Genomic DNA, 22,772 nt, shown 5'->3' on the forward strand with positions numbered 1-22,772 from the left:
TCAGAGACGCCGCCCGCATGACGGGAGACGGCATGTGCGGCGAGCGTCCCGGCATATCGACTTTCGAGCGGGAGACCGGGAGTGCTTCATCAAATCATCGACCGCAGGCTGGCCGGCAAGAACAAGAGCATCGCCAACCGCGAACGCTTTCTGCGTCGCGTCAAGAACTACATTCGTCGTGCCGTGTCCGACGCGGTGCGCGACCGTAGCATCAAGGATATCCAGAGCACGCAGAGCATCACGATCCCGCGCAAGGACATCGCGGAGCCGAATTTTCGGCACGCCCCTGGCGGCCGTCGTGAATACGTGCACCCCGGCAACGAGGACTACGTGCGCGGCGACAAGATCCCGCGTCCGCAGGGCGGCGCGGGTGGCGGAGGCAGTCAGGCGAGCAACGAGGGCGAAGGGCAGGACGACTTCGTGTTCGAGTTGTCGCGCGACGAGTTCATGCAGTACTTCTTCGACGATCTCGAACTGCCGCGCCTCGTGAAGACGCACCTGCTCACGGTGCCGAGCTGGAAGAACGTGCGCGCGGGCTGGTCGGCGGAAGGCACGCCGAACAACATCGACGTCGTGCGTTCGCTGCGCAGCGCGCTCGGGCGTCGCATCGCGCTCGGCTCGCCGCTCGTCAACGAGCTGCGCGAACTCGAGGCGCAACTCGAGGCGATGAAGAGCGATCCGGAAGACCGGCGCGCGGAGATCGCGGTGCTCGAGGCCGAGATCCATCACCTGAAAGGGCGCATCTGGCGGATTCCGTTCATCGATCCGTTCGACCTGCGCTACATCAACCGCGTGAAGCAGCCGCAACCGTCGAGCCAGGCCGTGATGTTCTGCCTGATGGACGTGTCGGGCTCGATGGACGAGCAGCGCAAGGATCTGTCGAAGCGCTTCTTCATCCTGCTTTACCTGTTCCTCAAGCGGAACTACGAGCGCATCGAGGTCGTGTTCATCCGTCACCACACGCGTGCCGAGGAAGTCGACGAAGACACCTTCTTCCATTCGACCGAGAGCGGCGGCACGGTGGTGTCGAGCGCGCTCGAGCTGATGCGCAAGGTGATGAACGAGCGCTACTCGCCGACCGAGTGGAACATCTACGGCGCGCAGGCGTCCGACGGCGACAACTGGACCGACGATTCGCCCAAGTGTCGCAAAATCCTGGAAGAGGATATCCTCACGAAGACGCGTTACTTCGCGTATATCCAGGTCGCGCCGGAAGAGCAGAACCTGTGGCTGGAATACGCGCAACTGGCCTTGTCGCAGCCGCATCTCGCGATGAAAAAAGTGGAATCGGCTGCCGACATTTACCCGGTGTTTCGCGAATTGTTCGAAAAGCAGGTGGAAATGTCATGACGACCCGCCATCTGCACAACGAGTCGCGCGGCTATGCGCCGCGCCCTTCCGGCGACGACACGGCCGGTCCTGCCGCATCGCAGCAACGCGGGCAGGCCGAACCGTCGCCGCCGGCCGCCGACTTGCCCGGCCCAGGGCAAAAGGAAGCGCGTATGAACGTTGCCGAACGCAAGCCGCTGCCGTGCCCGTCCGACTGGACGTTCGAACTGCTCGAGGAATACGACACGCACATCTCGCAGGTCGCCGAACAATACGAGCTCGACATCTACCCGATCCAGCTCGAACTGATCAGCGCCGAGCAGATGATGGACGCGTATGCGTCGGTCGGGATGCCCGTCAACTACCGTCACTGGTCGTTCGGCAAGCACTTCCTGTCGACCGAGAAGAGCTACCGTCGCGGCCAGATGGGGCTCGCGTACGAAATCGTCATCAACTCGAACCCCTGCATCGCGTACCTGATGGAAGAGAACACGATGACGATGCAGGCGCTCGTCATCGCGCACGCGGCGTACGGGCACAACTCGTTCTTCAAGGGCAACTACCTGTTCCGGTTGTGGACCGACGCGCACGCGATCATCGACTATCTCGTGTACGCGAAGAACTACGTCGCGGAATGCGAGGAGCGCTACGGCCTCGATCGCGTCGAGGAACTGCTCGATTCGTGCCATGCGCTGATGAACTACGGCGTCGACCGCTACAAGCGGCCGCAGAAGCCGTCGCTGTCGAAGGAAGCCGCGTTGCGGCGCGAGCGCGAGGCGTACCTGCAGTCGCAGGTGAACGAACTGTGGCGCACGCTGCCGGGCAAGAAGCCCGAGCTGATGGAGGAGCAGGAAGGCCGCTATCCGCCCGAGCCGCAGGAAAACCTGCTGTATTTCGCGGAGAAGAACGCGCCGCTGCTCGAACCGTGGGAGCGGGAAGTGATCCGCATCGTGCGCAAGATCGGCCAGTATTTCTACCCGCAGCGGCAGACGCAGGTGATGAACGAAGGTTGGGCGACCTTCTGGCACTACACGCTGCTGAACACGCTGTACAACCAGGGGAAGCTGGAAGACGGCTTCATGATGGAGTTCCTGCATTCGCACAGCAACGTGGTCTACCAGCCGCCCGTCACGAAGCCGTACTACAGCGGGATCAACCCGTATGCGCTCGGCTTCTCGATGATGAGCGACATCCGGCGGATCTGCGAAGCGCCGACGGAAGAAGACTACAAGTGGTTTCCGGAAATCGCGGGCACCCCGTGGCTGCCGGCGATGCACTATGCGATGCGCAACTTCAAGGACGAGAGCTTCATCGCGCAGTACCTGTCGCCGAGCCTGATCCGCGACATGCGGCTCTTCTCGGTGCTCGACGACGACATGCGCGACTCGCTCGAGGTGTCGGCGATCCACGACGATTCGGGCTACCAGTACGTGCGGCAGGCGCTGTCGAGACAATACGACATCCATCACCGCGAGCCGAACATCCAGGTGTGGGCGGTGAACACGCGCGGCGACCGCAGCCTCACGCTGCGCCACTTCATGACCGACAACCGTCACCTGTCGAACGACAGCGACGAGGTGCTCAAGCACATGGCGCGGCTCTGGCAGTTCGACGTATTCCTGGAAAGCGTCGACGAGGCCGGTACCGTGCGCAAGCGCTACGAGTGCCGCTACGTGCCGCCGGAGGTGCGGATCTGACCATCTCCGCGGAAAGTTTGCATCGGACGCCAGCCTTGCGGCTGGCGTTTTCATATGACGAACGCGTGGCGGGAGAAAAATTTTCTACATCCGGACGAACCCGGAGAGCCTGTTACTTTACATTTCGCTAAAATCCCGTAGCGCCGTGCGCCGGAACCGGTGCCACGTGCGACCGCACGCGGCGGCCCCAGCCGTCTCGCCCAGAAAGCACTAAAAGGAACTGACCAATCCATGGACGTCCAGACCGACCAAGCTGCGCTGTCCGCGCATGACACCCGGCGGCGCGTGTTCGCCATCGTCGGCGCCTCGTCGGGCAACCTCGTCGAGTGGTTCGACTTCTACATCTACTCGTTCTGTGCGCTGTACTTCGCGCCGGCGTTCTTCCCGAGCGGCAACACGACGACGCAGCTGCTGAACACGGCCGGCGTGTTCGCGGCCGGTTTCCTGATGCGTCCGATCGGCGGCTGGCTGTTCGGTCGTATCGCCGACCGCCACGGCCGTCGCAACGCGATGATGATCTCGGTGCTGATGATGTGCGGCGGCTCGCTCGTGATCGCGGTGCTGCCGACCTATGCGCAGATCGGCGCGCTCGCACCGGCGCTGCTGCTGGTCGCGCGGCTGTTCCAGGGGCTGTCGGTGGGCGGTGAATACGGCACGAGCGCGACCTACATGAGCGAGGTGGCGCTGAAGGGCCGCCGCGGCTTCTTCGCGTCGTTCCAGTACGTGACGCTGATTGGCGGCCAGCTGTGCGCGCTGCTCGTGCTCGTGATCCTGCAGCAGACGCTGTCGGCCGACGAACTGAAGGCGTGGGGCTGGCGCATTCCGTTCGTGGTCGGCGCGGCGGCCGCGCTGATCTCGCTGTACCTGCGCAAGTCGCTCGACGAGACGTCGACGACCGCATCGCGCGACAAGAAAAACGCGGGCACGATCCGCGGCGTATGGCAGCACAAGGGTGCGTTCTTCACGGTGGTCGGCTTCACGGCCGGCGGCTCGCTGATCTTCTACACGTTCACGACGTACATGCAGAAGTACCTCGTGAACACGGCCGGCATGCATGCGAAGACGGCCAGCAACGTGATGACCGTCGCGCTGCTCGTCTACATGCTGATGCAGCCGGTGTTCGGCGCGCTGTCCGACAAGATCGGCCGCCGCACGTCGATGATCCTGTTCGGGTCGTTCGCGGTGATCGGCACGGTGCCGCTGATGCATGCGCTGAAGGACGTGACGAGCCCGGTAGCCGCATTTGTGCTGATTACCGTCGCGCTCGCGATCGTCAGCTTCTACACGTCGATCAGCGGGCTGATCAAGGCCGAGATGTTCCCGCCCGAAGTGCGTGCGATGGGTGTCGGCCTGTCGTATGCGGTCGCGAACGCGATCTTCGGCGGCTCCGCCGAGTACGTCGCGCTGTGGTTCAAGTCGATCGGCAGCGAGGAGACCTTCTACTGGTACGTGACCGTGCTGTGCGCGATCTCGCTGCTCGTGTCGTGGCGGATGCGCGATCCGAGCAAGGAAGGGTATCTGCGTCACGAGCCGTGACCGGCTGCGCATTGCGCGCATTGGCATCATGACGAACGTCCCGCCAGCCGGCGGGACGTTTTTTTTTGCGGCGTGCGATTACGCGGGCGGTGGCGGTTCGTGGGCGGGCGCCGGATCGAAGGCGCCGGACCGGCTGCCTTGCTCGACCAGCCATTCGAACATCCGCTCGACGATCGGGGAGCGCGACGGGCCTTCCATGCGCGACAGCCACCACGTGGTGCCGGGCAGGCGCGGGTAATCGGCGAGCACGGTCAATGCGCGCTGGTCGATGCCCGCCTGCGCGACGAGGCGCGGCAGGCACGCGATGCCGCGGCCGCGCAGCACGGCGTCCAGCACGAGCCGCTGGTCGTCGTAGATCGCATGCATCCGGAACGCCGACAGCCGCTCGCGAAACACCGTCGCCAGGCGCTCGTCGGTCAGGCTGGCTTCGAGACAGATGAGCCCCGCATGCCGCGGGTGCTCGTCGCGTGGCACGCGTTCGAGTTGCTCGGCCAGCGGCGTCGCGCACACCGTCACCCATTCGTCCCGCATGAACGGGATATCGAGCAGGCCGGGCTGCAGCATCGGCCGCGTGCCGATCGTCATGTCGACGTCGATTTCGTCGACATAGCGCGCGGTTTCGTCGGTCGACAGCAGCGGGCACAGGTCGGGCAGGACCTGCTGCAACTGCTCGAGGCGTGGCTGCAGCCAGCCGTGCAGCAACGGCGCGGGACATACCAGCACGACGAGCCCCGGGTTCAGGTAGGTCGCGATGCGGTCGAGGCCGCCGCGCAACGTGTCCATCGCGCGCTGCACGCTGCGCTGCAGGACCTCGCCGGCGATGGTCAGTTCGACGCCACGGCCGCGCCGGCGGAACAGCGGCTGCCCGAGCTGGGCTTCGAGCTGCTGGATCTGATGGCTGATCGCCGATTGCGACAGGTGCAGCTCGTCGGCCGCGCGCGAGAAATTGCCCAGCCGGGCCGCGGCTTCGAAGCCGGTCAGCAGTTTCAGGGACGGAACGCGTTGCATCGAGGTATGAGATGAATTGATTGATTCGGCCAAGAAATATCAATATTCATCAAGTTTAACCTGACGCACAATCGGCCATCAATCACAACGGAGGCTGAACGATGGGTCGCTTTGATGCTCGCCAGCGCGGTTACCGGATGCCCGCGGAATGGGAATCCATGGACGCCACGTGGCTCGGATGGCCGGTGCTCCACGATCGCGAGGATCTGTGGGGGAGCCACTACGCGCAGGTGTGCCGCGAATTCGTGCTGGTCGCGCGGACGATCGCCCGCTACCAGCGCTGCGTGGTGGCCGCGCATCACAGCCAGGCCGATGCCGCGCGCGAGCTGCTCGGCGCGAGCGTCGACGTGCTGCCGGTCGCGGCCGAGGACAACTGGCTGCGCGACTGCGGGCCGATCTTCCTCGTGAGCGAACAGCGCGGGCTGGGCGCGGCCGTATTCCGCTTCAACTGCTGGGGCGAGAAGTACCAGCCGTACGACGGCTGCCAGCAGGCCGGGCAGGACATCGCCCGCGCGGCCGGCGCGGAGATCTTCAATTCACACATGGTGCTGGAGGGCGGCTCGTTTTACGTCGACGGGCAGGGCACGCTGGTCACCACCGAGAGCTGTCTGCTGCATCCGAATCGCAATCCGCATCTGAGCCGCGCGGAGATGGAGGCGGAGCTGCGCCGCATGCTGGGCGTCGAGAAGATCGTGTGGCTGCCGGGCAATCCGGACGAAGTGGAGACGAACGGACACGTGGACGGCATCGCGTCGTTCATCGCGCCTGGCCGGATGCTGTGCCAGACGGCGCTGCCGGAGCAGGGCGACTATTTTCACGTGATGCGGGAAAACCGTCGCGCGCTGGAGCTCGCGACCGATGCGGCGGGGCGCCGCTTCGAGCTGCTCGACCTGCCGTCGCCGATCGTTACGGAACGCTTCGGTTCCGAACGCTATTGCGATTGCTATGCGAACTACATTCTGGTGAACGGCGCGGTGATCGTGTCCGCGTTCGGCGTCGAGCAGGATCGGGCCGCGCGCGAGGTATTCAGTCGCGCGTTCCCGGGGCGTAACGTGGAGATGCTGCCGATCCCGACGCTGTCGATCGGCGGCGGCAGCATCCACTGTTCGACGCAGCAGCAGCCGTCCGTCGCGAACTGAGCGACGTTTCGTCAGCGGTTTCCGGTCCCACCGAGGAGCAATCGCAATGCCGTCCAAACACATCACCGTCGCCGCCGTCCAGATGGCGTCGGGCAGCTGGAATCTCGAAGACAACATGGCCACCGCGGAGCGCCTGATTCGCGCGGCCGCCGCGCAGGGCGCGAATCTCGTGCTGTGCCCGGAGCTGTTCGCGATGCCGTACTTCTGCCTTGACCAGAACGTGCGTCATCTCGAACTCGCGCAGCCGTTCGAAGGCAACGCGCAGATCGCCCGTTTCGCGGCGCTGGCCGGCGAACTCGGCATCGTGCTGCCGATAGGCTTCTTCGAGCGCGCGGGCAATGCCGCGTACAACTCGATCGCCGTGGCGGACGCGGACGGGCGTGTGCTCGGCGTCTATCGCAAGACGCATATCCCGGACGGGCCGGGCTACACGGAGAAGTTCTATTTCACGCCGGGCGACACCGGCTTCAAGGTGTGGGACACGCGCTTCGGCCGGATCGGCATCGGCATCTGCTGGGACCAGTGGTACCCGGAGACGGCGCGCAGCCTCGCGCTGATGGGCGCCGAGATCCTGTGCTTCCCGACCATCATCGGCTCGGAGCCGTTCAGCAGTGCGTTCGATTCGTCCGGCCACTGGCAGCGCACGATGCAGGGCCACGCGGCCGCCAACATGGTGCCGGTGGTGGCTGCGAACCGGATCGGCCGCGAAGTCGGCTTCGGCAACGGCAATCCGGAGCAGCAGGGGCTCACGGGCGTGTTCTACGGGTCGAGCTTCATCGCGGATCACACCGGCGAGAAGCGGGCCGAGGCGAACCGCACCGACGAAGCCGTGCTCGTGCATGCGTTCGATCTCGACGCGATCCGCGCCGACCGGCAATCGTGGGGCTTTTTCCGCGATCGCCGCCCGGAGATGTACCGCACGTTGCTGACCAGCGACGGCGTGTCGTCGTGTTATCGATGAGGGAGGCGCGATGAAACGGAAAGGAGGGTTGCGCTTCGCGCTGCCGGGCCTCGCGCTGTGCGTGCTGGCCGGCACGGCCCGCGCCGACGAAGAGAAGGTGCTGAACCTGTACAACTGGAGCAATTACTTCGCGCCGGATACGCTGGCCGGCTTCGAGAAGGAAACCGGCATCAAGGTGCGCTACGACGCGTACGACAGCGACGAGACGCTGCAGTCGAAGCTGCTGACCGGCAACAGCGGCTACGACCTCGTGTGGCCGACCAACGACTTCATGGCCAAGCAGATCCAGGCCGGCGTGTTTCGCAAGCTCGACAAGAACCGGCTGCCGAACCTGAAGTATCTCGATCCGTCGCTGCTGAAGCAGATGGCGCAATCCGATCCGGGCAACCAGTACGGGGTGCCGTACATGTGGGGCACCGTGGGCGTCGGCTACGACCGCGCCAAGGTGCGCGCGATCCTCGGCAAGGACATGCCGGCCGACAGCCTCGACCTGCTGTTCAAGCCGGAGATCGCGGCGCGCGTGGCCGCGAAGTGCGGGCTCGGGCTGCAGGATTCCGCGAGCACCGTGCTGCCGCTGGCGCTGCGCTATATCGGCCGCGATCCGATGCATCCGTCCGCGCAGGACTATGCGGCCGCGCAGGCGATGTTGATGAAGATCCGGCCGTTCATCCGCGAGTTCGTCAACTCGTCGGATGCCAACGAGCTGATCGACGGCGAGCTGTGCGTGACGGTGGGCTTCTCCGGTGCGATCAACCTGGCCGCGCAGAAGGCGAAGGCGCGCGATCCGGAACGCGACGTCGTGTACGACATTCCGCGGATCGGCACCCTGATGTGGTTCGACGCGATGGTCATTCCGGCCTCCGCGAAACATCCGGACAACGCGCATGCGTTCATCAACTACATCCTGCGTCCGGACGTGATCGCGAAGATCTCGAATTCGACACGCTACGCAAATGCGAACCAGGGTGCACTGAAGCTGATGGATCCGGCGCTGGTGCGCGATCCGGGCATCTATCCGGACGAAGCGACGCGTCGTACGCTGTTCACGCCGATCGCCGAATCGCCGGCCGCGATGCGTCTGGAAGGCCGGACCTGGCTCGGCTTCAAGACGGCGCGACCTTGAGCACGCGTCACGAAGCCACCGAACGATTGAAACAACCGAAGCAAACGAAGTAACCGGCACGAGAAAGAGGAATGCCATGACAACGAGACGTCAACTGTTGAAACGCGGCCTGTCCGTATCGGGGGCGGCGCTGGCCGCCAGCGCGCTGGGCGGGATGCTCGGCCGCGCCGCGCATGCGCAGCAGGGCGCAGCCTGGCACATGCCGGACGAGGGTGCGCCGCACACGGCGACCTGGATGGCGTTCGGCCCGAGCGAGGACATCTGGGGCGCGCGGCTGTTGCCCGTCGCGCGCGCGAACCTGGCTGCGATCGCGAAGGCAATCGCCGCGCACGAGCCGCTCAAGATGCTGGTGCGCGAGCAGGACTATGCGATCGCGTCGCGGCTGTGCGGGTCGTCGGTCGAGCTCGTCCAGCACCCGGTCGACGATCTGTGGATGCGCGACACGGGGCCCGTGTTCGTGAAGAACGCGTCGGGCCAGCTCGGCGGCGTGAGCTTCAATTTCAACGGCTGGGGCAACAAGCAGGAGCACGACCAGGACGCGGAAGTCGCGCCGTTCGTGGCGGAGCGCGCCGGTGCGCGACTGGTCGACACGCGGCTGGTGCTCGAAGGCGGCGGCATCGAGGTGGACGGCGAGGGGACGGCGATCATCACCCGCAGCTGCGTGCTCAATCCGAACCGCAATCCGGGCGTCAGCCAGGCACAGTGCGACGCGGAGTTGAGTCGGCTGCTCGGGCTGAAGAAGATCATCTGGTTGCCGGGCATCGCGGGCAAGGACATCACCGACGGGCATACCGACTTCTACGCGCGCTTCACGAGCCCGGGCGTCGTGGTGGCCGGGCTCGACCCGGACCCGTCCTCGTACGACCACGCGGTGACGCGGCAGCATCTGGAGATCCTGCGGAAATCCACGGATGCGAAGGGCCGCCCGTTGAAGGTCGTCGTGCTGCCGGGCCCGAAGACCGTCCGGCATCAATACGAGAACGCGGAATTCGCGGCCGGCTATATCAACTTCTACGTGTGCAATCGTGCGGTGATCGCGCCGGAGTTCGGCGACAGCCGCGCCGACCGCAATACGCGCGACACGCTCGTCGACCTGTTTCCGGGGCGCGAGGTCATCCAGCTGAACATCGACGGCATCGCCGCGGGCGGCGGCGGCATCCACTGCACCACGCAACAGCAGCCGGCCTGAGCGCGGCCGCGGGCCGGCATGCATGACCGGCCCGCACGGCCGTAGCGGGCAGCGGCTCGTTCCGGACTACTGAAAACAATGCGGAATCCGTCTTGCGAGACGGAAGCCGGCGTGCACGCGTGCGCGCCGACCGCGCAATGGAGTTGAAACATGACGAAACGACGTACCCACGCGAGTGCAGGCAAGCGTACGCGACACACGCCGGATACCGGCCGGCGCGGCTTCATCCGATATTCGGCCGCCTTTCTCGGCATGCCGCTACTGGGCAGCCTGGCTGCATGCGGTGGCGGTGGCGACGGTGCATCCGGCGCAGCTTCCGCGCCGTCAAGCGCGACGCCGTCGACGCGGCGGGTCACGTACCGGCTGCCGGCCGAAGATGCGCCGCACGCGTCGACCTGCATGGCCTTCGCGTCCGGCGCGGAAGGCATCTGGGTGCCTGTCACGCCGCAAAGCACGGATGCCGGCATCGACCGCGTACGGGCCGACCTGATGGACGTCGCGAAGGCGATCGGTGCGACCGAACCGGTCGACATGCTGGTGCTGCCGGCGGATCTCGACGCGGCCCGCGCGCTGCTCGCGAGCGCGAGCGTGGCGAATCCCGACCTGCATGCGCGCTATGCGGCCCGCGCCGCGGGTGCGGGCGGGATCAACCTCGTGCCGCTCGCCGACGGCTTCAACGATTTCTGGGTGCGCGACACGGGGTGCCTGTTCGTCAGGGGCACGGCGAACGACAATGCGCTGAATGCGGTCGGCTTCAATTTCAACGGCTGGGGCAACGCGAATACCGACGGCGCCGGCATGAGTCCGGGCGCGGCGGTCCCGCCGGAGGTCGCGGCGGCGAGCAACCGGTCGAAGGCAGGCAAGTTCTTCCAGCCGTTCGGGCGCGACAGCGCGGTGGCGGGCTGGATGGCGCAGACGAAAGGTGCGAACCTGATTCGCAGCACGTTGACGCTCGAGGGCGGCGCGATCGAATTCGACGGCGACGCGACGGCGATCCTCACCGAGTCGTCCGTGCTGCACGTGAACCGGAATCCGCAACTGTTCGATATCCCGAACGGCGTGATCGCGAATGCGACGCTGCTGCCGACGGCGAAGGACACCGTGCTCGCCGAACTGCAGCGCACGCTCGGCGTGCAGAAGATCATCTGGCTGCCGGGCACGGCGACCTATCCGCGCGGCAGCGGCGCGGGCGGTGCCGGCGGCGCGGCGACGCCGGCCGGCGAGACCGACATCACGAACGGCCACGTCGATTTCTATGCGCGCTTTCTCGCGCCGGGCGTGGTCGCGTGCTGCTACGACGCGTCGAATTCGACCGGCGAACGCGCATTGACGGACGCCAACCGGCAACGGCTCGCGGGCCAGACCGATGCGAACGGCCGGCCGCTGCAGATCGTCGAACTGGTGCCGCCGGTCAATTTCGGCACGTCGGCCGGTACGAGCCTGAACGACCGGCAAATGACGAATTTCGCGGCCGGCTACATCAATTTCTACACATGCAACGGCGCGATCGTCATGCCGAAGTTCAACGATGCGGCGGCCGATGCGGCTGCGGTCGCCGCGATCCGGCCGTATGCGGGGAACCGGGCGATCGTGCAGGTCGACATCCTCGGCATCGCGTCGGGCGGCGGCGGCATCCACTGTTCGACGCGAGAGGTGCCGGCGTGAGCGAATCCCGTCATATCGATATTGAAATCGATTCGTTGTCCATGACGGGCGATTTCCTTAATCTGAACCCGTAGTTCGTGTGACACCTCCTTGACTGGGATTCGCGCCCGCTGCTTGCAGCGGGCGTCTTTTTTTGGGCGCGCGCGGCGGCGCACGCCGGCCCTGGCGCGGTTGGTCGCGCGTGGCGTGCAGCGCGCGGTGCCATGCAGCGCCTCCGGTTTGCTTGCCTCATCACGAAACCCGCAGAGCAAAGCACCATTTGTTGGTTCGGATTCGCCGCACGCGCTGATACGTTAGCGGCTTCGCGACGACACACTCGGTCGCGATGTTCTTCGAACCGGGCCGCCGCGCGATCCGCGGCGGCCTTCATAACAAATCAGGTCGTGCTCATGAAATTCCACACGCTCGCTACGTGGCTCGTCGGGGCTGCGCTCATTACCGCAGGCACCGTCGCGCAGGCGGACCGTCTCGACGACATCAAGAAGGCCGGTGTGCTGCGCGTCGCAACGTTCGACAGCAACCCGCCGTTCGGCTATGTCGACGGTAAAAGCAATCACATCGTCGGCCTCGACGTCGACTATGCGAAGGCACTCGCCGACAAGCTCGGCGTGAAGCTGCAACTCCAGCCGACCAACCCGGCGAACCGCATTCCGTTCCTGACGTCCGGCAAGGTCGATCTGGTGCTCGCGAACTTCACGATCACCGACGAGCGCGCGAAGCAGGTCGACTTCAGCATTCCGTACTTCTCGTCGGGCCAGCAGTTTCTCGCGAAGAAGGGCGTGCTGAAATCGGCCGACCAGTTGAACGCGCTGCGCGTCGGCGCCGACAAGGGCACGACCAACGAGATCACGCTGCGCGAGAAATTCCCGAAGGCGACGATCGTCGCGTATGACGACACGCCGTTCGCGTTCGCCGCGCTGCGCGCCGGCAACGTGCAGGCGATCACGCAGGACGGCCCGAAGCTGATCGGGTTGCTCGCGAACGTGCCCGACAAGCAGAACTACGAGATCCCGGCGTTCACGATCTCGAACGACTACATGGGTGTCGGCGTGCCGAAGGGCGAGACGCGCCTGCTCGGCTTCGTCAACGACACGCTGAAGGGGCTCGAAGCGAACGGCCGCGCCGTGCAGATCTACGACGCATGGTTCGGGCCGACGACGAAGACGCCGCTCACGCGCATCTTCAGGATCGGCGACAAGACCTGATCCGCGTCGCACGCACGCCGCGACCGGCCGGACCATCGGCCGCGCGGCGCTTTCCGTTTTCTTCCGATCGCGCGCTTCGCGCCCGCAACACAGCATGCTCGGGTTGGCTCCCAAATATCTGTCCTGGCTCTGGCAGGGCTTCCTGCTGACACTCGGCCTCGCGGCCGCGTCAGCCGTCGCCGCGACCGCCGGCGGGCTGCTGCTCGCGGTCATGCGGCATGCGCGCGGCGCGGTGCCGCGCACGGTGGCGGCCGCGTACGTCGTCACGTTCCGCAACACGCCGCTACTGGTGCAGTTGCTGTTCTGGTATTTCGGCGTCGCGTCGCTGCTGCCCGACACGTGGGTCGCGTGGCTGAACGCGCGCCATGCGGTGAGCATGGGCCCGTTCACGCTCGCCTGGCCGTCGTTCGAATTCGTCGCGGGCTGCGTCGGGCTGAGTGCCTATACGGCCGCGTTCGTCGCCGAGGAGTGCGAAGCCGGCCTGCGCGGCGTGCGGCGCGCGCAGCACGACGCGGCAGCCGCGCTCGGTCTCACGCCGATGCAGTCGCTGCGCTACGTGGTGCTGCCGCAGGCCGTGCGCATCGCGTTGCCGCCGCTGTTCGGCCAATACATGAATCTCGTGAAGAATTCGTCGCTCGCGATGGCGATCGGTGTGGCCGAGCTGTCGTATGCATCGCGGCAGGTCGAGACCGAGACGTTCAAGACTTTCGCCGCCTTCGGCGTGGCGACCGTGCTGTACGTCGCGGCAGTGGCCGCGATCGAAGCGGGCGCATACGCGGCCACGCAATGGCGTGACCGGCTGGGAGCGGGGCGCTGACGATGGATCTTTCGCTGCTGTTCGCCAATCTGCCGTACCTGCTCGTCGGCGCATTCCCGGAAGGGCCGCTCGGCGGCGCCGCGCTGTCGCTGCTGCTCGCGATCGCGTCGGCCGTCGCATCGGCCGTGCTCGGTATCGCGCTCGGCGTTGCCATGGCGCTCGCACGTGGCCCGGCACGCGTGCTGCTGCTCGCGTTCATCGGCTTCTTCCGCGCGATTCCCGTGCTGATGCTGATTTTCTGGACCTACTTCCTGATGCCCATGCTGCTGCACATGGACGTGCCGGGGCTCGCGACGGTCGTGTGCGCGCTCGCGCTGATCGGCGGTGCGTATCTCGCGCACGCGGTGCATGCGGGCATCGTCGCGGCCGGCGACGGGCAATGGCAGGCCGGGCTGTCGCTCGGGCTCACGCGCTGGCAGACGGTGCGCTACGTGCTGCTGCCGCAGGCGATCCGGATCATGACGCCGTCGTTCGTCAACCAGTGGGTCGCGCTCGTGAAGGACACGTCGCTCGCGTATATCGTCGGCGTGCCGGAGCTGTCGTTCGTCGCGACGCAGGTGAACAACCGGCTGATGGTCTATCCGGCGCCGATCTTCCTGTTCGTCGCGCTGATCTATCTGGTGCTGTGCACGTCGCTCGATGGCGCGGCACGCTGGCTGCTGTCGCGTCGGCCGCGCGCGGAACGCGTCGCGCAGGTGGCGGGCGAGCATACGGAACCCGCGCGGTAGCGGCATGCCGCTACCGTTTCGAATTGCGTGTGAGGACGTGTCGGCGAATCTGCGCAGCGGATCGCGCGCCGCGCAGTATCGGCAACGTCGGTAGAGAATCGGCCGCCCACCGCTGCTCGTCGAGCAACGGCGCGCGGCACGTGCGTTACGACGCCGAGTAATGCGTATTGAAGACCGCGCGCAGCGTCGATGAATCGGTCGCGAAATCGCCCCACAGCGGCCCGTCGTTCTGCGCGAACGCGAATGGTGCCGTATTGATCGACGCGAGACGGAAGCGCCATTGCGCCGCCTCCTGGCGGAACGCGGTGAGCTGCATGTCGGACAGCGCCGTCTGCGCGCTCGCGAGCGTGACGAGCGGGTCGACCGGATTGTTCGCGACGCGTACCTCGAAGTGCAGGTGCGGGCCCGTTGCGGCGCCGGTCATCCCGACCGAGCCGATGCGCTGGCCCTGCTTCACGGTCTCGCCCGTCTTGAGGCCGTGTGCGAACGCGGACAGGTGCGCGTAGTAGGTCGAGTAACCGTCGGCGTGATCGACGATCACATAACGGCCGTAGCCGCCCGGATCGGTGCCGACGAACGACACGACGCCGTCGGCCGCCGCGTCGACGGGTGTGCCGGTCGGCGCGGCGAGATCGACGCCCGTGTGGAACGCCATCGCCTGCGACAGCGGATGGATGCGCTCGCCGAAGAACGAGCTGATGCGCGTCCACTTGACCGGCATCGTGAATGCGGCGGCTTCGAGCGGCGAACCGTCGAGCGCGTAGTACGCGCCGTGCTCGGCACCCGGTGCGCGGAACCAGATCGCGCCGAACGTGCGGCCGGCGACGCGCAGTTCGAGCGCGGTGAGGCGCGGCGTGCCGTCGTTGGTGTCGAACGCGACGCGGTAGTAGTCACCGCGCTGCGCACTTGCCCGCATCGCGACCTTGCCGCTGACGAGGTCGCCGAGCTGGATGCGCACTTCCGGCGGCACGTCGAGGCGGTTCAGCGTATCGGACAGCGAGAGCTCGATGTCGCCCGCGCGCATCCCGTGCTGGTTTTCAGGGGCCGCGAACTGGAACAGGTTCGCATAGCCGAGCATGTCGTTGCGGTGCGCGCTGAGCGGCGCGAACAGGCCCGGCTGCTGGCTGCGCTCGTTGCGTTCGCCGGTATCGTTGCGCTCGCCGATCGTGCGGGTGAGCTCGCTCGTCACGAAATGCTGCGCGGTGGGAAACGGCGTGTCGGACAGCACGCGCTGCGGCAGCGCGGCCGTGCCCGAATCGACGGCGCCCGGCAGTTGCGACACGGCCGGCAGCGCAGCGAGGCCGAGAGCGGCGAGGGCGCCGAGCACGGCGGCCGGCACGAGCGCGCGCGCAATGCGCTGCGTGCGGCCGGGCGCGAAAGCATCAGGGGTAGCGGCAGACTTGACCAAGGTGTCCACATCCAGGAAAGCGGTTCAAAGGGGTGTGGGCAGGGTCCACCGGCGGCACATCCATCGGGCAGCGACGGGGCGGGCGGCGGGCGTGCAACAAAACAGGCCCCGCCAGGGGCCTGTGTCGTTTCCGTTCGACCCAACGCGCGGGGCGGGCCCGCTTCGAACGGCGGCGTGCGTACCGGGTCGTACCCGGTTATCACGAAGACGCTAAAGAAAGATGACAGCGTCAGTCTACCGATGTTCCGCGAAACGTTAAAAATTTTAAAGGGGGTCAGCTCATTCGTTTCGCAGTGCGGTAAATCGGGTTAAATCAGCATTTATTACGACAATTTCGCGTGGTCCGGCAATTTGTGCGCGCGGATTTGCAGCGCGGCGGACGTGCGCACGGTGTCGAAGCCGGCGTCGAGCATGGCCTCGGCGTCGTTCCACAAGTTGCCGCGCAGCCGGTTGGTCCAGATCATCGACGCGAACACGCCTTCGAGCAGCGACACGAGATAGACGGCGGCCAGGTGCACGTCGAGATCGGCGGCGACTTCGCCGGCCGCGATCGCGCGGCGCAGCAGCGCCTTCGTGATCCGCAGCATCTGCAATTCGAGCAGCATGCGGCGCCGCTGCAGCGCGCCGTTCTCTTCGCTCTGTTCGCACTTGGTATAGAGGATCACGAGCACGCGCTGCATCGGGCCCGGCTCGCCGCACTCCTGCAGATAGTGCGACGCGGCGCGGCGCAGCGTGGCGAGCGGGGGCAGCCCTTCGCCCGCGTCGAAGCCTTCCGACGTGCGCGCGAACGCGCGGTCGCACATCGCGAGACACACTTCCATCTTGTTGCGGTAGTGGCCGTAGACGGCGCCCCGTGACATCCCGGCGGCCTCGGCGAGGTCGGCCATCGCCGTTTGCGCCACGCCTTTCTCGAGCAGCACGAGTTCGGCGGCGTCGAGGATCCGGTGCTTGATGGCGAGCGATTCTTCGCGGGTCTTGCGGGCCATGTCCTGAAATTCCTTACAATTCGCTGTCGTTTTATTGAGACAGTGTGACGGTCAGATTGAAACGGTGTGTATTTAATCAGTCGTGACTGATTATAATCGGCCACCCTGAGCCGCCGCATTTTATCGGTGGCGAACGATCCGAGGTCACATATGAACAACAATCGCTCCCTGTTGCGCCACCGTCTGGCGCCGTTCGCGCTGGCGGCCGTGCTGGCCCTGGCCGGGTGTGGAAAGGGCGACAAGGACGCCGCGCCGGAGGCCGCGAAACAGGCGACGGTCGTGACGGTGCGCCCGACGGCCGTGCCGATGACCGTCGAATTGCCGGGCCGGCTCGACGCATACCGGCAGGCGGAAGTGCGCGCGCGGGTCGCGGGCATCGTGACCGCACGCACCTATGAGGAAGGCCAGGAAGTGAAGCAGGGCGCGGTGCTGTTTCGCATCGATCCCGCACCGCTGAAGGCCGCGCGCGACGCCGCGCAGGGTGCGCTTGCGAAGGCGCAGGCCGCCGCGCTCGCGGCGAGCGACAAGCGCCGCCGTTACGACGATCTCGTGCGCGACCGCGCGGTGAGCGAACGCGATCACACCGAGGCGGTCGCGGCCGACACGCAGGCGAAGGCCGACGTTGCGTCCGCGAAGGCGGAACTCGCGCGGGCGCAGTTGCAGCTCGACTATGCGACCGTCACCGCGCCGATCGCGGGCCGCGCACGGCGCGCACTCGTGACCGAAGGCGCGCTGGTCGGCCAGAACGAGGCGACGCCGCTCACGACCGTCGAGCAGCTCGATCCGATCTACGTGAACTTCTCGCAGCCGGCCGCCGACGTCGACGCGCTGCGCCGCGCAGTGAAGAGCGGGCGGGCGACGGGCATTGCGCAGCACGACATCGCGGTGACGCTGCTGCGCGCCGACGGCACCGCGTATCCGCTGAAGGGCAAGCTGCTGTTCAGCGATCTCGCGGTCGATCCGACCACCGACACCGTCGCGATGCGCGCGCTGTTCCCGAATCCGGAGCGCGAGCTGCTGCCGGGCGCGTATGTGCGGATCGCGCTCGATACGGCGGTCGACCAGCGCGCGATCCTCGTGCCGCGCGATGCGCTGCTGCGCACGGCCGACCGCACGTCGGTGCGCGTCGTCGGCACGAACGGCAAGGTCAAGGACGTCGAGGTCGCAGCCGACCAGATGAGCGGCCGTGACTGGCGCATCACGCGCGGCCTCGCGGGCGGCGAGCGCGTGATCGTCGACAACGCCGCACAGTTCGCGCCCGATACGGCCGTCAAGCCCGTCGAGCAGGCGCCGCGGTCGAAGGCGGTGCCGGCAGCGGCCGCTTCGCAGGCGGCCGCCCGTCAAACCTGACTGGTTAACACCACACCACCATGGCACGTTTCTTCATCGATCGCCCCGTCTTCGCGTGGGTGATCGCAATCTTCATCATGCTGGGCGGCGCATTCGCGATCCGCTCGCTACCCGTTGCACAGTACCCGGACATCGCGCCACCGGTCGTCAGCATCTATGCGACGTACCCGGGCGCGTCCGCGCAGGTCGTCGAGGAATCGGTGACCGCGCTGATCGAGCGAGAAATGAACGGCGCGCCGGGGCTGATGTATACGTCGGCCACCAGCAGCGCCGGGATGGCGTCGCTGTACCTGACGTTCAAGCAGGGCGTGAACGCCGATCTCGCGGCCGTCGAAGTGCAGAACCGGCTGAAGACGGTCGATGCGCGGCTGCCCGAACCGGTGCGGCGCAACGGCATCCAGGTCGAGAAGGCCGCCGACAACATCCAGCTCGTCGTGTCGCTGACGTCCGACGACGGGCGGATGACCGACGTGCAGCTCGGCGAGTACGCGTCGGCGAACGTCGTGCAGGCGCTGCGCCGCGTCGACGGCGTCGGCCGCGTGCAGTTCTGGGGCGCCGAATATGCGATGCGGATCTGGCCCGACCCGGTGAAGATGGCCGGGCACGGCCTCACCGCGTCGGATATCGCGTCGGCGGTGCGCGCACACAACGCGCGCGTGACGATCGGCGACATCGGCCGCGCCGCGGTGCCGGCCAGCGCGCCGATCGCGGCGACCGTGTTCGCCGATGCGCCGCTGAAGACGCCCGCCGATTTCGGGGCGATCGCGCTGCGCACGCAGGCCGACGGCTCCGCGCTGTATCTGCGCGACGTCGCACGCGTCGAGTTCGGCGGCAACGACTACAACTACCCGTCGTACGTGAACGGCAAGGTCGCGACCGGGATGGGCATCAAGCTCGCGCCGGGCTCGAACGCGGTCTCCACCGAGAAGCGCGTGCGCGCGACGATGGACGAGCTGTCCGCGTATTTCCCGCCGGGCGTGAAGTACCAGATCCCGTACGAGACGTCGTCGTTCGTGCGCGTGTCGATGAACAAGGTCGTCACGACGCTGATCGAGGCCGGCGTGCTCGTGTTCCTCGTGATGTTCCTGTTCATGCAGAATCTGCGGGCGACGCTGATCCCGACGCTCGTCGTGCCGGTCGCGCTCGCGGGCACGTTCGGCGTGATGTATGCGGCGGGCTTCTCGATCAACGTGCTGACGATGTTCGGGATGGTGCTCGCGATCGGCATTCTCGTCGACGACGCGATCGTCGTGGTCGAGAACGTCGAGCGGCTGATGGTCGAGGAGGGGCTCGGGCCCTACGACGCAACCGTCAAGGCGATGAAGCAGATCAGCGGCGCGATCATCGGGATCACCGTGGTGCTGACGTCGGTGTTCCTGCCGATGGCGTTCTTCGGCGGCGCGGTGGGCAACATCTACCGGCAGTTCGCGCTGTCGCTCGCGGTGTCGATCGGCTTCTCGGCTTTCCTCGCACTGTCGCTGACGCCCGCGCTGTGTGCGACGCTGCTCAAGCCGGTGTCCGGCGGCCATCACGAGAAGCGCGGCTTCTTCGGCTGGTTCAACCGCTTCGTCGCGCGCTCGACTGAGCGCTACGCGACGCGCGTCGGCACGATGCTGAAGAAGCCGGTGCGCTGGCTCGTCGTGTACGGCGCGCTGACCGCGGCTGCGGGGGTGATGCTCACGCAACTGCCGACCGCGTTCCTGCCGGACGAGGACCAGGGCAACTTCATGGTGATGGTGATCCGCCCGCAAGGCACGCCGCTCGCGGAAACGATGCAGAGCGTGCAGGAAGTCGAGTCGTACATCCGCAAGGACGAACCGGCCGCGTATACGTTCGCGCTCGGCGGTTTCAACCTGTACGGCGAAGGGCCGAACGGCGGGATGATCTTCGTCACGCTGAAGAACTGGAAGGAGCGCAAGTCCGAGCACGATCACGTGCAGGCGATCGTCGCGCGCATCAACGAGCGCTTCGCGGGCACGCCGAACACGACGGTGTTCGCGATGAACTCGCCGGCGCTGCCCGATCTCGGCTCGTCGAGCGGCTTCGACTTCCGGCTGCAAAATCGCGGCGGGCTCGACTACGCGACGTTCAGCGCCGCGCGCGAGCAACTGCTCGCGACGGGCCGCCAGGATCCGGCGCTGACCGACCTGATGTTCGCCGGCACGCAGGACGCGCCGCAACTGAAGCTCGACATCGATCGCGCGAAGGCGTCCGCGCTCGGCGTGTCGATGGACGAGATCAACACGACGCTCGCGGTGATGTTCGGCTCCGACTATATCGGCGACTTCATGCACGGCACGCAGGTGCGGCGCGTGATCGTGCAGGCCGACGGGCTGCACCGGCTCGATCCGGATGACGTGAAGAAGCTGCGCGTGCGCAATGCGCGCGGCGAGATGGTGCCGCTCGCGGCGTTCACGACGTTGCACTGGACGCTCGGGCCGCCGCAGCTCACGCGCTACAACGGCTTTCCGTCGTTCACGATCAACGGCTCGGCCGCGGCAGGCCACAGCAGCGGCGAGGCGATGGCCGCGATCGAGCGGCTCGCCGGGAAACTGCCGGCCGGTACCGGCTACGCGTGGTCGGGGCAGTCGTTCGAGGAGCGGCTGTCGGGTGCGCAGGCGCCGATGCTGTTCGCGTTGTCGGTGCTCGTCGTGTTCCTCGCGCTCGCGGCGCTCTACGAGAGCTGGTCGATTCCGTTCGCGGTGATGCTGGTCGTGCCGCTCGGCGTGATCGGCGCGGTGCTCGGCGTCACGCTGCGGATGATGCCGAACGACATCTATTTCAAGGTGGGGCTGATCGCGACGATCGGGCTGTCCGCGAAGAACGCGATCCTGATCGTCGAAGTCGCGAAGGACCTGGTTGCGCAGGGCAAGTCGCTCGTCGATGCCGCGCTCGAGGCCGCGCGCCTGCGGTTGCGGCCGATCGTGATGACGTCGCTCGCGTTCGGCGTCGGCGTGCTGCCGCTCGCGTTCGCATCGGGCGCCGCGTCCGGCGCGCAGATGGCGATCGGCACCGGCGTGCTGGGCGGCGTGATCACGGCGACCGTGCTCGCGGTGTTCCTCGTCCCGCTGTTTTTCGTGATCGTCGGCCGCCTGTTCGACGTCGGCCCGCGCCGGCGCGGCGGCGCACAGCCGGCGACGATGGAGGGTTCTCAATAATGTTTGCGCTGAATGCACGCGCGGCGCTGCGGGTCCAGGTTGCGCTGGCCGCCGCGCTCGCGCTGGCCGGCTGCACGCTCGCGCCGCGTTACGAGCGGCCGGCGGCGCCGGTGCCGGCTACCTATGTGCCGGTCGATGGGAGTGCCGTACCGGCGGCCGAGGTGTCGCCCGCCGACGTCGCGCTGCTCGACGACTGGCGTACCTACTTTACCGATGCCGCGCTGCAGGGATGGATCGATGCGGCGCTCGCGAACAACCGCGACCTGCGGGTCGCGGCCGGCCGGCTCGAGGAAGCGCGCGCGCTGTACGGTGTGCAGCGTGCGGACCTGATGCCGTCGGTCGATGCGAATCTCGGCTACGAACGCGTGCGCCAGTACGACCCGGTCGTCCGCCAGAGTGCGATCAGCGGGCTGTATCGCGCGGGTGTCGGCATCAGCGCGTACGAGCTCGACCTGTTCGGCCGCGTGCGCAGTTTGTCCGACGCCGCACTCGCCGAATATTTCGCGACGGCCGACGCGCAACGCACGGTTCGCATCGGCGTGATCGCAGACGTGGCCGGCACGTACGTATCGGAGCGCTCGCTGCACGAGCAGCTCGCGCTGGCGCAGCGTACGTTCGATGCACGCGAACGCATGGCCGCGCTCACGCAGCGCCGCTATGCGGCCGGCACGAGCGACGCGATCGAGCTGCGCTCGGCCGAGATGCTGGTGGCATCCGCGCGCGCGTCGCAGGCCGCGCTGCAGCGCGAGCATGCGCAGTCCGTGCGGGCGCTGCAGTTGCTCGCGGGCGATTTCGCGCGCAACGTGCCCGACGACATGACCGCGCTCGACACGTTGTCGATCGCACCCGTGGCGCCCGGCGCACCGAGTGCGCTGCTCGAACGGCGGCCGGACATCCGGCAGGCGGAGGCGCGACTCAAGGCCGCCAATGCGCAGATCGGCGCCGCGCGCGCGGCGTTTTTCCCGCGCATCACGCTGACGAGCGACTATGGTTCGGTCAGCGATGCGTTCTCGAGCCTGTTCACCGGCGGCACGAGCGTGTGGACGTTCGCGCCGCGCATCACGCTGCCGATCTTCGCGGGCGGACGCAATCGCGCGAATCTCGACGTCGCGAACGCGCGCAAGCACATCGCGGTTGCCGATTACGAGAAGACGATCCAGATCGCGTTCCGCGAAGTGGCCGACGCATTCGCCGCGCGCGACTGGATCGATCGCCAGCTTGCCGCGCAGCAGGACGTGTATGCGGCCGACGGCGCGCGGCTGAAGCTCGCGGAGCGCCGCTACGCGGGCGGTGTGGCAACGTATCTCGAGCTGCTCGACGCGCAGCGCAGTACGTACGAGTCGGGGCAGGAGCTGATCCGCCTCAAGCAGCTCAGGCTCGCGAATGCGATCACGCTGTACCGCGCGCTCGGCGGCGGCTGGTCGCCGGCGTCCGCGGAGGCCGCGGCTTCCGCGTAATGCCCGTCGCCTGACG

The 22,772-nt window shown here is 66.9% G+C and carries 17 protein-coding genes; 14 read left to right on the forward strand and 3 right to left on the reverse strand.

Going from position 1 to position 22,772, the window contains the following annotated elements; translation table 11 throughout:
* Window positions 1-81 precede the first annotated feature (81 nt).
* From BDI24065_RS04430 to BDI24065_RS04440, 3 genes are all read left to right on the forward strand, one after another.
* Window positions 82-1,350 carry a YeaH/YhbH family protein gene (locus BDI24065_RS04430; protein WP_175030158.1) on the forward strand — a complete coding sequence of 423 codons (1,269 nt, stop codon included), beginning with the start codon at window positions 82-84 and terminating at the stop codon, window positions 1,348-1,350.
* Window positions 1,347-3,026 carry a SpoVR family protein gene (locus BDI24065_RS04435; protein ID WP_175030159.1) on the forward strand — a complete coding sequence of 560 codons (1,680 nt, stop codon included), beginning with the start codon at window positions 1,347-1,349 and terminating at the stop codon, window positions 3,024-3,026. Before BDI24065_RS04430 ends, BDI24065_RS04435 begins: the two co-directional genes overlap by 4 nt.
* A 231-nt stretch (window positions 3,027-3,257) precedes the next feature.
* The gene (locus tag BDI24065_RS04440) at window positions 3,258-4,562 is read left to right on the forward strand and encodes an MFS family transporter (protein ID WP_175030160.1); all 1,305 of its coding nucleotides are present in this window, start codon (window positions 3,258-3,260) and stop codon (window positions 4,560-4,562) included.
* Between the two features lie 78 nt (window positions 4,563-4,640).
* Here BDI24065_RS04440 and BDI24065_RS04445 read toward each other — a convergent pair whose 3' ends face one another.
* Window positions 4,641-5,570, reverse strand: coding sequence for a LysR family transcriptional regulator (locus BDI24065_RS04445; protein ID WP_175030161.1), 930 nt, complete (start codon window positions 5,568-5,570; stop codon window positions 4,641-4,643).
* Window positions 5,571-5,707: 137 nt separating this feature from the next.
* On the opposite strand from BDI24065_RS04445, the gene BDI24065_RS04450 reads away from it, so the two are divergent.
* From BDI24065_RS04450 to BDI24065_RS04485, 8 genes are all read left to right on the forward strand, one after another.
* Window positions 5,708-6,709 carry an agmatine deiminase family protein gene (locus tag BDI24065_RS04450; RefSeq protein WP_302479448.1) on the forward strand — a complete coding sequence of 334 codons (1,002 nt, stop codon included), beginning with the start codon at window positions 5,708-5,710 and terminating at the stop codon, window positions 6,707-6,709.
* A gap of 46 nt (window positions 6,710-6,755) precedes the next feature.
* The gene (gene aguB / locus BDI24065_RS04455; RefSeq protein WP_175030163.1) at window positions 6,756-7,670 is read left to right on the forward strand and encodes an N-carbamoylputrescine amidase; all 915 of its coding nucleotides are present in this window, start codon (window positions 6,756-6,758) and stop codon (window positions 7,668-7,670) included.
* Window positions 7,671-7,680: 10 nt separating this feature from the next.
* Complete coding sequence (locus tag BDI24065_RS04460) at window positions 7,681-8,793, forward strand: polyamine ABC transporter substrate-binding protein (protein ID WP_254609676.1); 1,113 nt, start codon at window positions 7,681-7,683, stop codon at window positions 8,791-8,793.
* Window positions 8,794-8,869: 76 nt separating this feature from the next.
* Window positions 8,870-9,982 (forward strand): agmatine deiminase family protein, encoded by a 1,113-nt coding sequence (locus BDI24065_RS04465; protein ID WP_175030164.1) that lies wholly within the window; start codon window positions 8,870-8,872, stop codon window positions 9,980-9,982.
* A 150-nt stretch (window positions 9,983-10,132) separates the two neighbouring features.
* A complete protein-coding gene (locus BDI24065_RS04470) occupies window positions 10,133-11,647 on the forward strand; it encodes an agmatine deiminase family protein (RefSeq protein WP_175030165.1) in 1,515 nt (504 codons plus the stop codon).
* A gap of 389 nt (window positions 11,648-12,036) precedes the next feature.
* Complete coding sequence (locus tag BDI24065_RS04475) at window positions 12,037-12,852, forward strand: ABC transporter substrate-binding protein (protein ID WP_175030166.1); 816 nt, start codon at window positions 12,037-12,039, stop codon at window positions 12,850-12,852.
* 94 nt (window positions 12,853-12,946) lie between these two features.
* Entirely contained in the window at window positions 12,947-13,669 is a 723-nt protein-coding gene (locus BDI24065_RS04480; RefSeq protein WP_175030167.1) for an amino acid ABC transporter permease, read from the forward strand.
* Window positions 13,670-13,671: 2 nt separating this feature from the next.
* Window positions 13,672-14,397 (forward strand): amino acid ABC transporter permease, encoded by a 726-nt coding sequence (locus tag BDI24065_RS04485; RefSeq protein WP_175030168.1) that lies wholly within the window; start codon window positions 13,672-13,674, stop codon window positions 14,395-14,397.
* A 145-nt stretch (window positions 14,398-14,542) separates the two neighbouring features.
* On the opposite strand, the gene BDI24065_RS04490 is transcribed toward BDI24065_RS04485, so the two are convergent.
* Together BDI24065_RS04490 and BDI24065_RS04495 are read right to left on the reverse strand one after the other, a co-directional pair.
* Window positions 14,543-15,805 carry a M23 family metallopeptidase gene (locus tag BDI24065_RS04490; protein WP_175030169.1) on the reverse strand — a complete coding sequence of 421 codons (1,263 nt, stop codon included), beginning with the start codon at window positions 15,803-15,805 and terminating at the stop codon, window positions 14,543-14,545.
* A gap of 323 nt (window positions 15,806-16,128) precedes the next feature.
* Window positions 16,129-16,791, reverse strand: coding sequence for a TetR family transcriptional regulator (locus BDI24065_RS04495; protein ID WP_175030170.1), 663 nt, complete (start codon window positions 16,789-16,791; stop codon window positions 16,129-16,131).
* A 150-nt stretch (window positions 16,792-16,941) separates the two neighbouring features.
* Between BDI24065_RS04495 and BDI24065_RS04500 the strand changes: the two genes are divergently transcribed.
* The 3 genes from BDI24065_RS04500 to BDI24065_RS04510 are packed head-to-tail and all read left to right on the forward strand — an operon-like array spanning window position 16,942 to window position 22,756.
* Window positions 16,942-18,141, forward strand: a complete 1,200-nt coding sequence (locus BDI24065_RS04500) for a MexX/AxyX family multidrug efflux RND transporter periplasmic adaptor subunit (RefSeq protein WP_175030171.1) — start codon at window positions 16,942-16,944, stop codon at window positions 18,139-18,141.
* Window positions 18,142-18,161: 20 nt separating this feature from the next.
* Window positions 18,162-21,299, forward strand: coding sequence for a multidrug efflux RND transporter permease subunit (locus tag BDI24065_RS04505; protein ID WP_175030172.1), 3,138 nt, complete (start codon window positions 18,162-18,164; stop codon window positions 21,297-21,299).
* Complete coding sequence (locus tag BDI24065_RS04510) at window positions 21,299-22,756, forward strand: efflux transporter outer membrane subunit (RefSeq protein ID WP_175030173.1); 1,458 nt, start codon at window positions 21,299-21,301, stop codon at window positions 22,754-22,756. The genes BDI24065_RS04505 and BDI24065_RS04510 overlap by 1 nt, the downstream gene beginning before the upstream one ends.
* Window positions 22,757-22,772: the final 16 nt, after the last annotated feature.

The organism is Burkholderia lata (assembly GCF_902499025.1).
Lineage (GTDB): Bacteria > Pseudomonadota > Gammaproteobacteria > Burkholderiales > Burkholderiaceae > Burkholderia > Burkholderia lata_C.

Coding starts and splice junctions, on each gene's coding strand:
- BDI24065_RS04435 (WP_175030159.1), top strand. CDS start 1,347: ATGACGACCCGCCATCTGCACAACGAGTCGCGCGGCTATGCGCCGCGC.
- BDI24065_RS04440 (WP_175030160.1), top strand. CDS start 3,258: ATGGACGTCCAGACCGACCAAGCTGCGCTGTCCGCGCATGACACCCGG.
- BDI24065_RS04445 (WP_175030161.1), bottom strand. CDS start 5,570: ATGCAACGCGTTCCGTCCCTGAAACTGCTGACCGGCTTCGAAGCCGCG.
- BDI24065_RS04450 (WP_302479448.1), top strand. CDS start 5,708: ATGCCCGCGGAATGGGAATCCATGGACGCCACGTGGCTCGGATGGCCG.
- aguB (WP_175030163.1), top strand. CDS start 6,756: ATGCCGTCCAAACACATCACCGTCGCCGCCGTCCAGATGGCGTCGGGC.
- BDI24065_RS04460 (WP_254609676.1), top strand. CDS start 7,681: ATGAAACGGAAAGGAGGGTTGCGCTTCGCGCTGCCGGGCCTCGCGCTG.
- BDI24065_RS04465 (WP_175030164.1), top strand. CDS start 8,870: ATGACAACGAGACGTCAACTGTTGAAACGCGGCCTGTCCGTATCGGGG.
- BDI24065_RS04470 (WP_175030165.1), top strand. CDS start 10,133: ATGACGAAACGACGTACCCACGCGAGTGCAGGCAAGCGTACGCGACAC.
- BDI24065_RS04475 (WP_175030166.1), top strand. CDS start 12,037: ATGAAATTCCACACGCTCGCTACGTGGCTCGTCGGGGCTGCGCTCATT.
- BDI24065_RS04480 (WP_175030167.1), top strand. CDS start 12,947: ATGCTCGGGTTGGCTCCCAAATATCTGTCCTGGCTCTGGCAGGGCTTC.
- BDI24065_RS04485 (WP_175030168.1), top strand. CDS start 13,672: ATGGATCTTTCGCTGCTGTTCGCCAATCTGCCGTACCTGCTCGTCGGC.
- BDI24065_RS04495 (WP_175030170.1), bottom strand. CDS start 16,791: ATGGCCCGCAAGACCCGCGAAGAATCGCTCGCCATCAAGCACCGGATC.
- BDI24065_RS04500 (WP_175030171.1), top strand. CDS start 16,942: ATGAACAACAATCGCTCCCTGTTGCGCCACCGTCTGGCGCCGTTCGCG.
- BDI24065_RS04505 (WP_175030172.1), top strand. CDS start 18,162: ATGGCACGTTTCTTCATCGATCGCCCCGTCTTCGCGTGGGTGATCGCA.
- BDI24065_RS04510 (WP_175030173.1), top strand. CDS start 21,299: ATGTTTGCGCTGAATGCACGCGCGGCGCTGCGGGTCCAGGTTGCGCTG.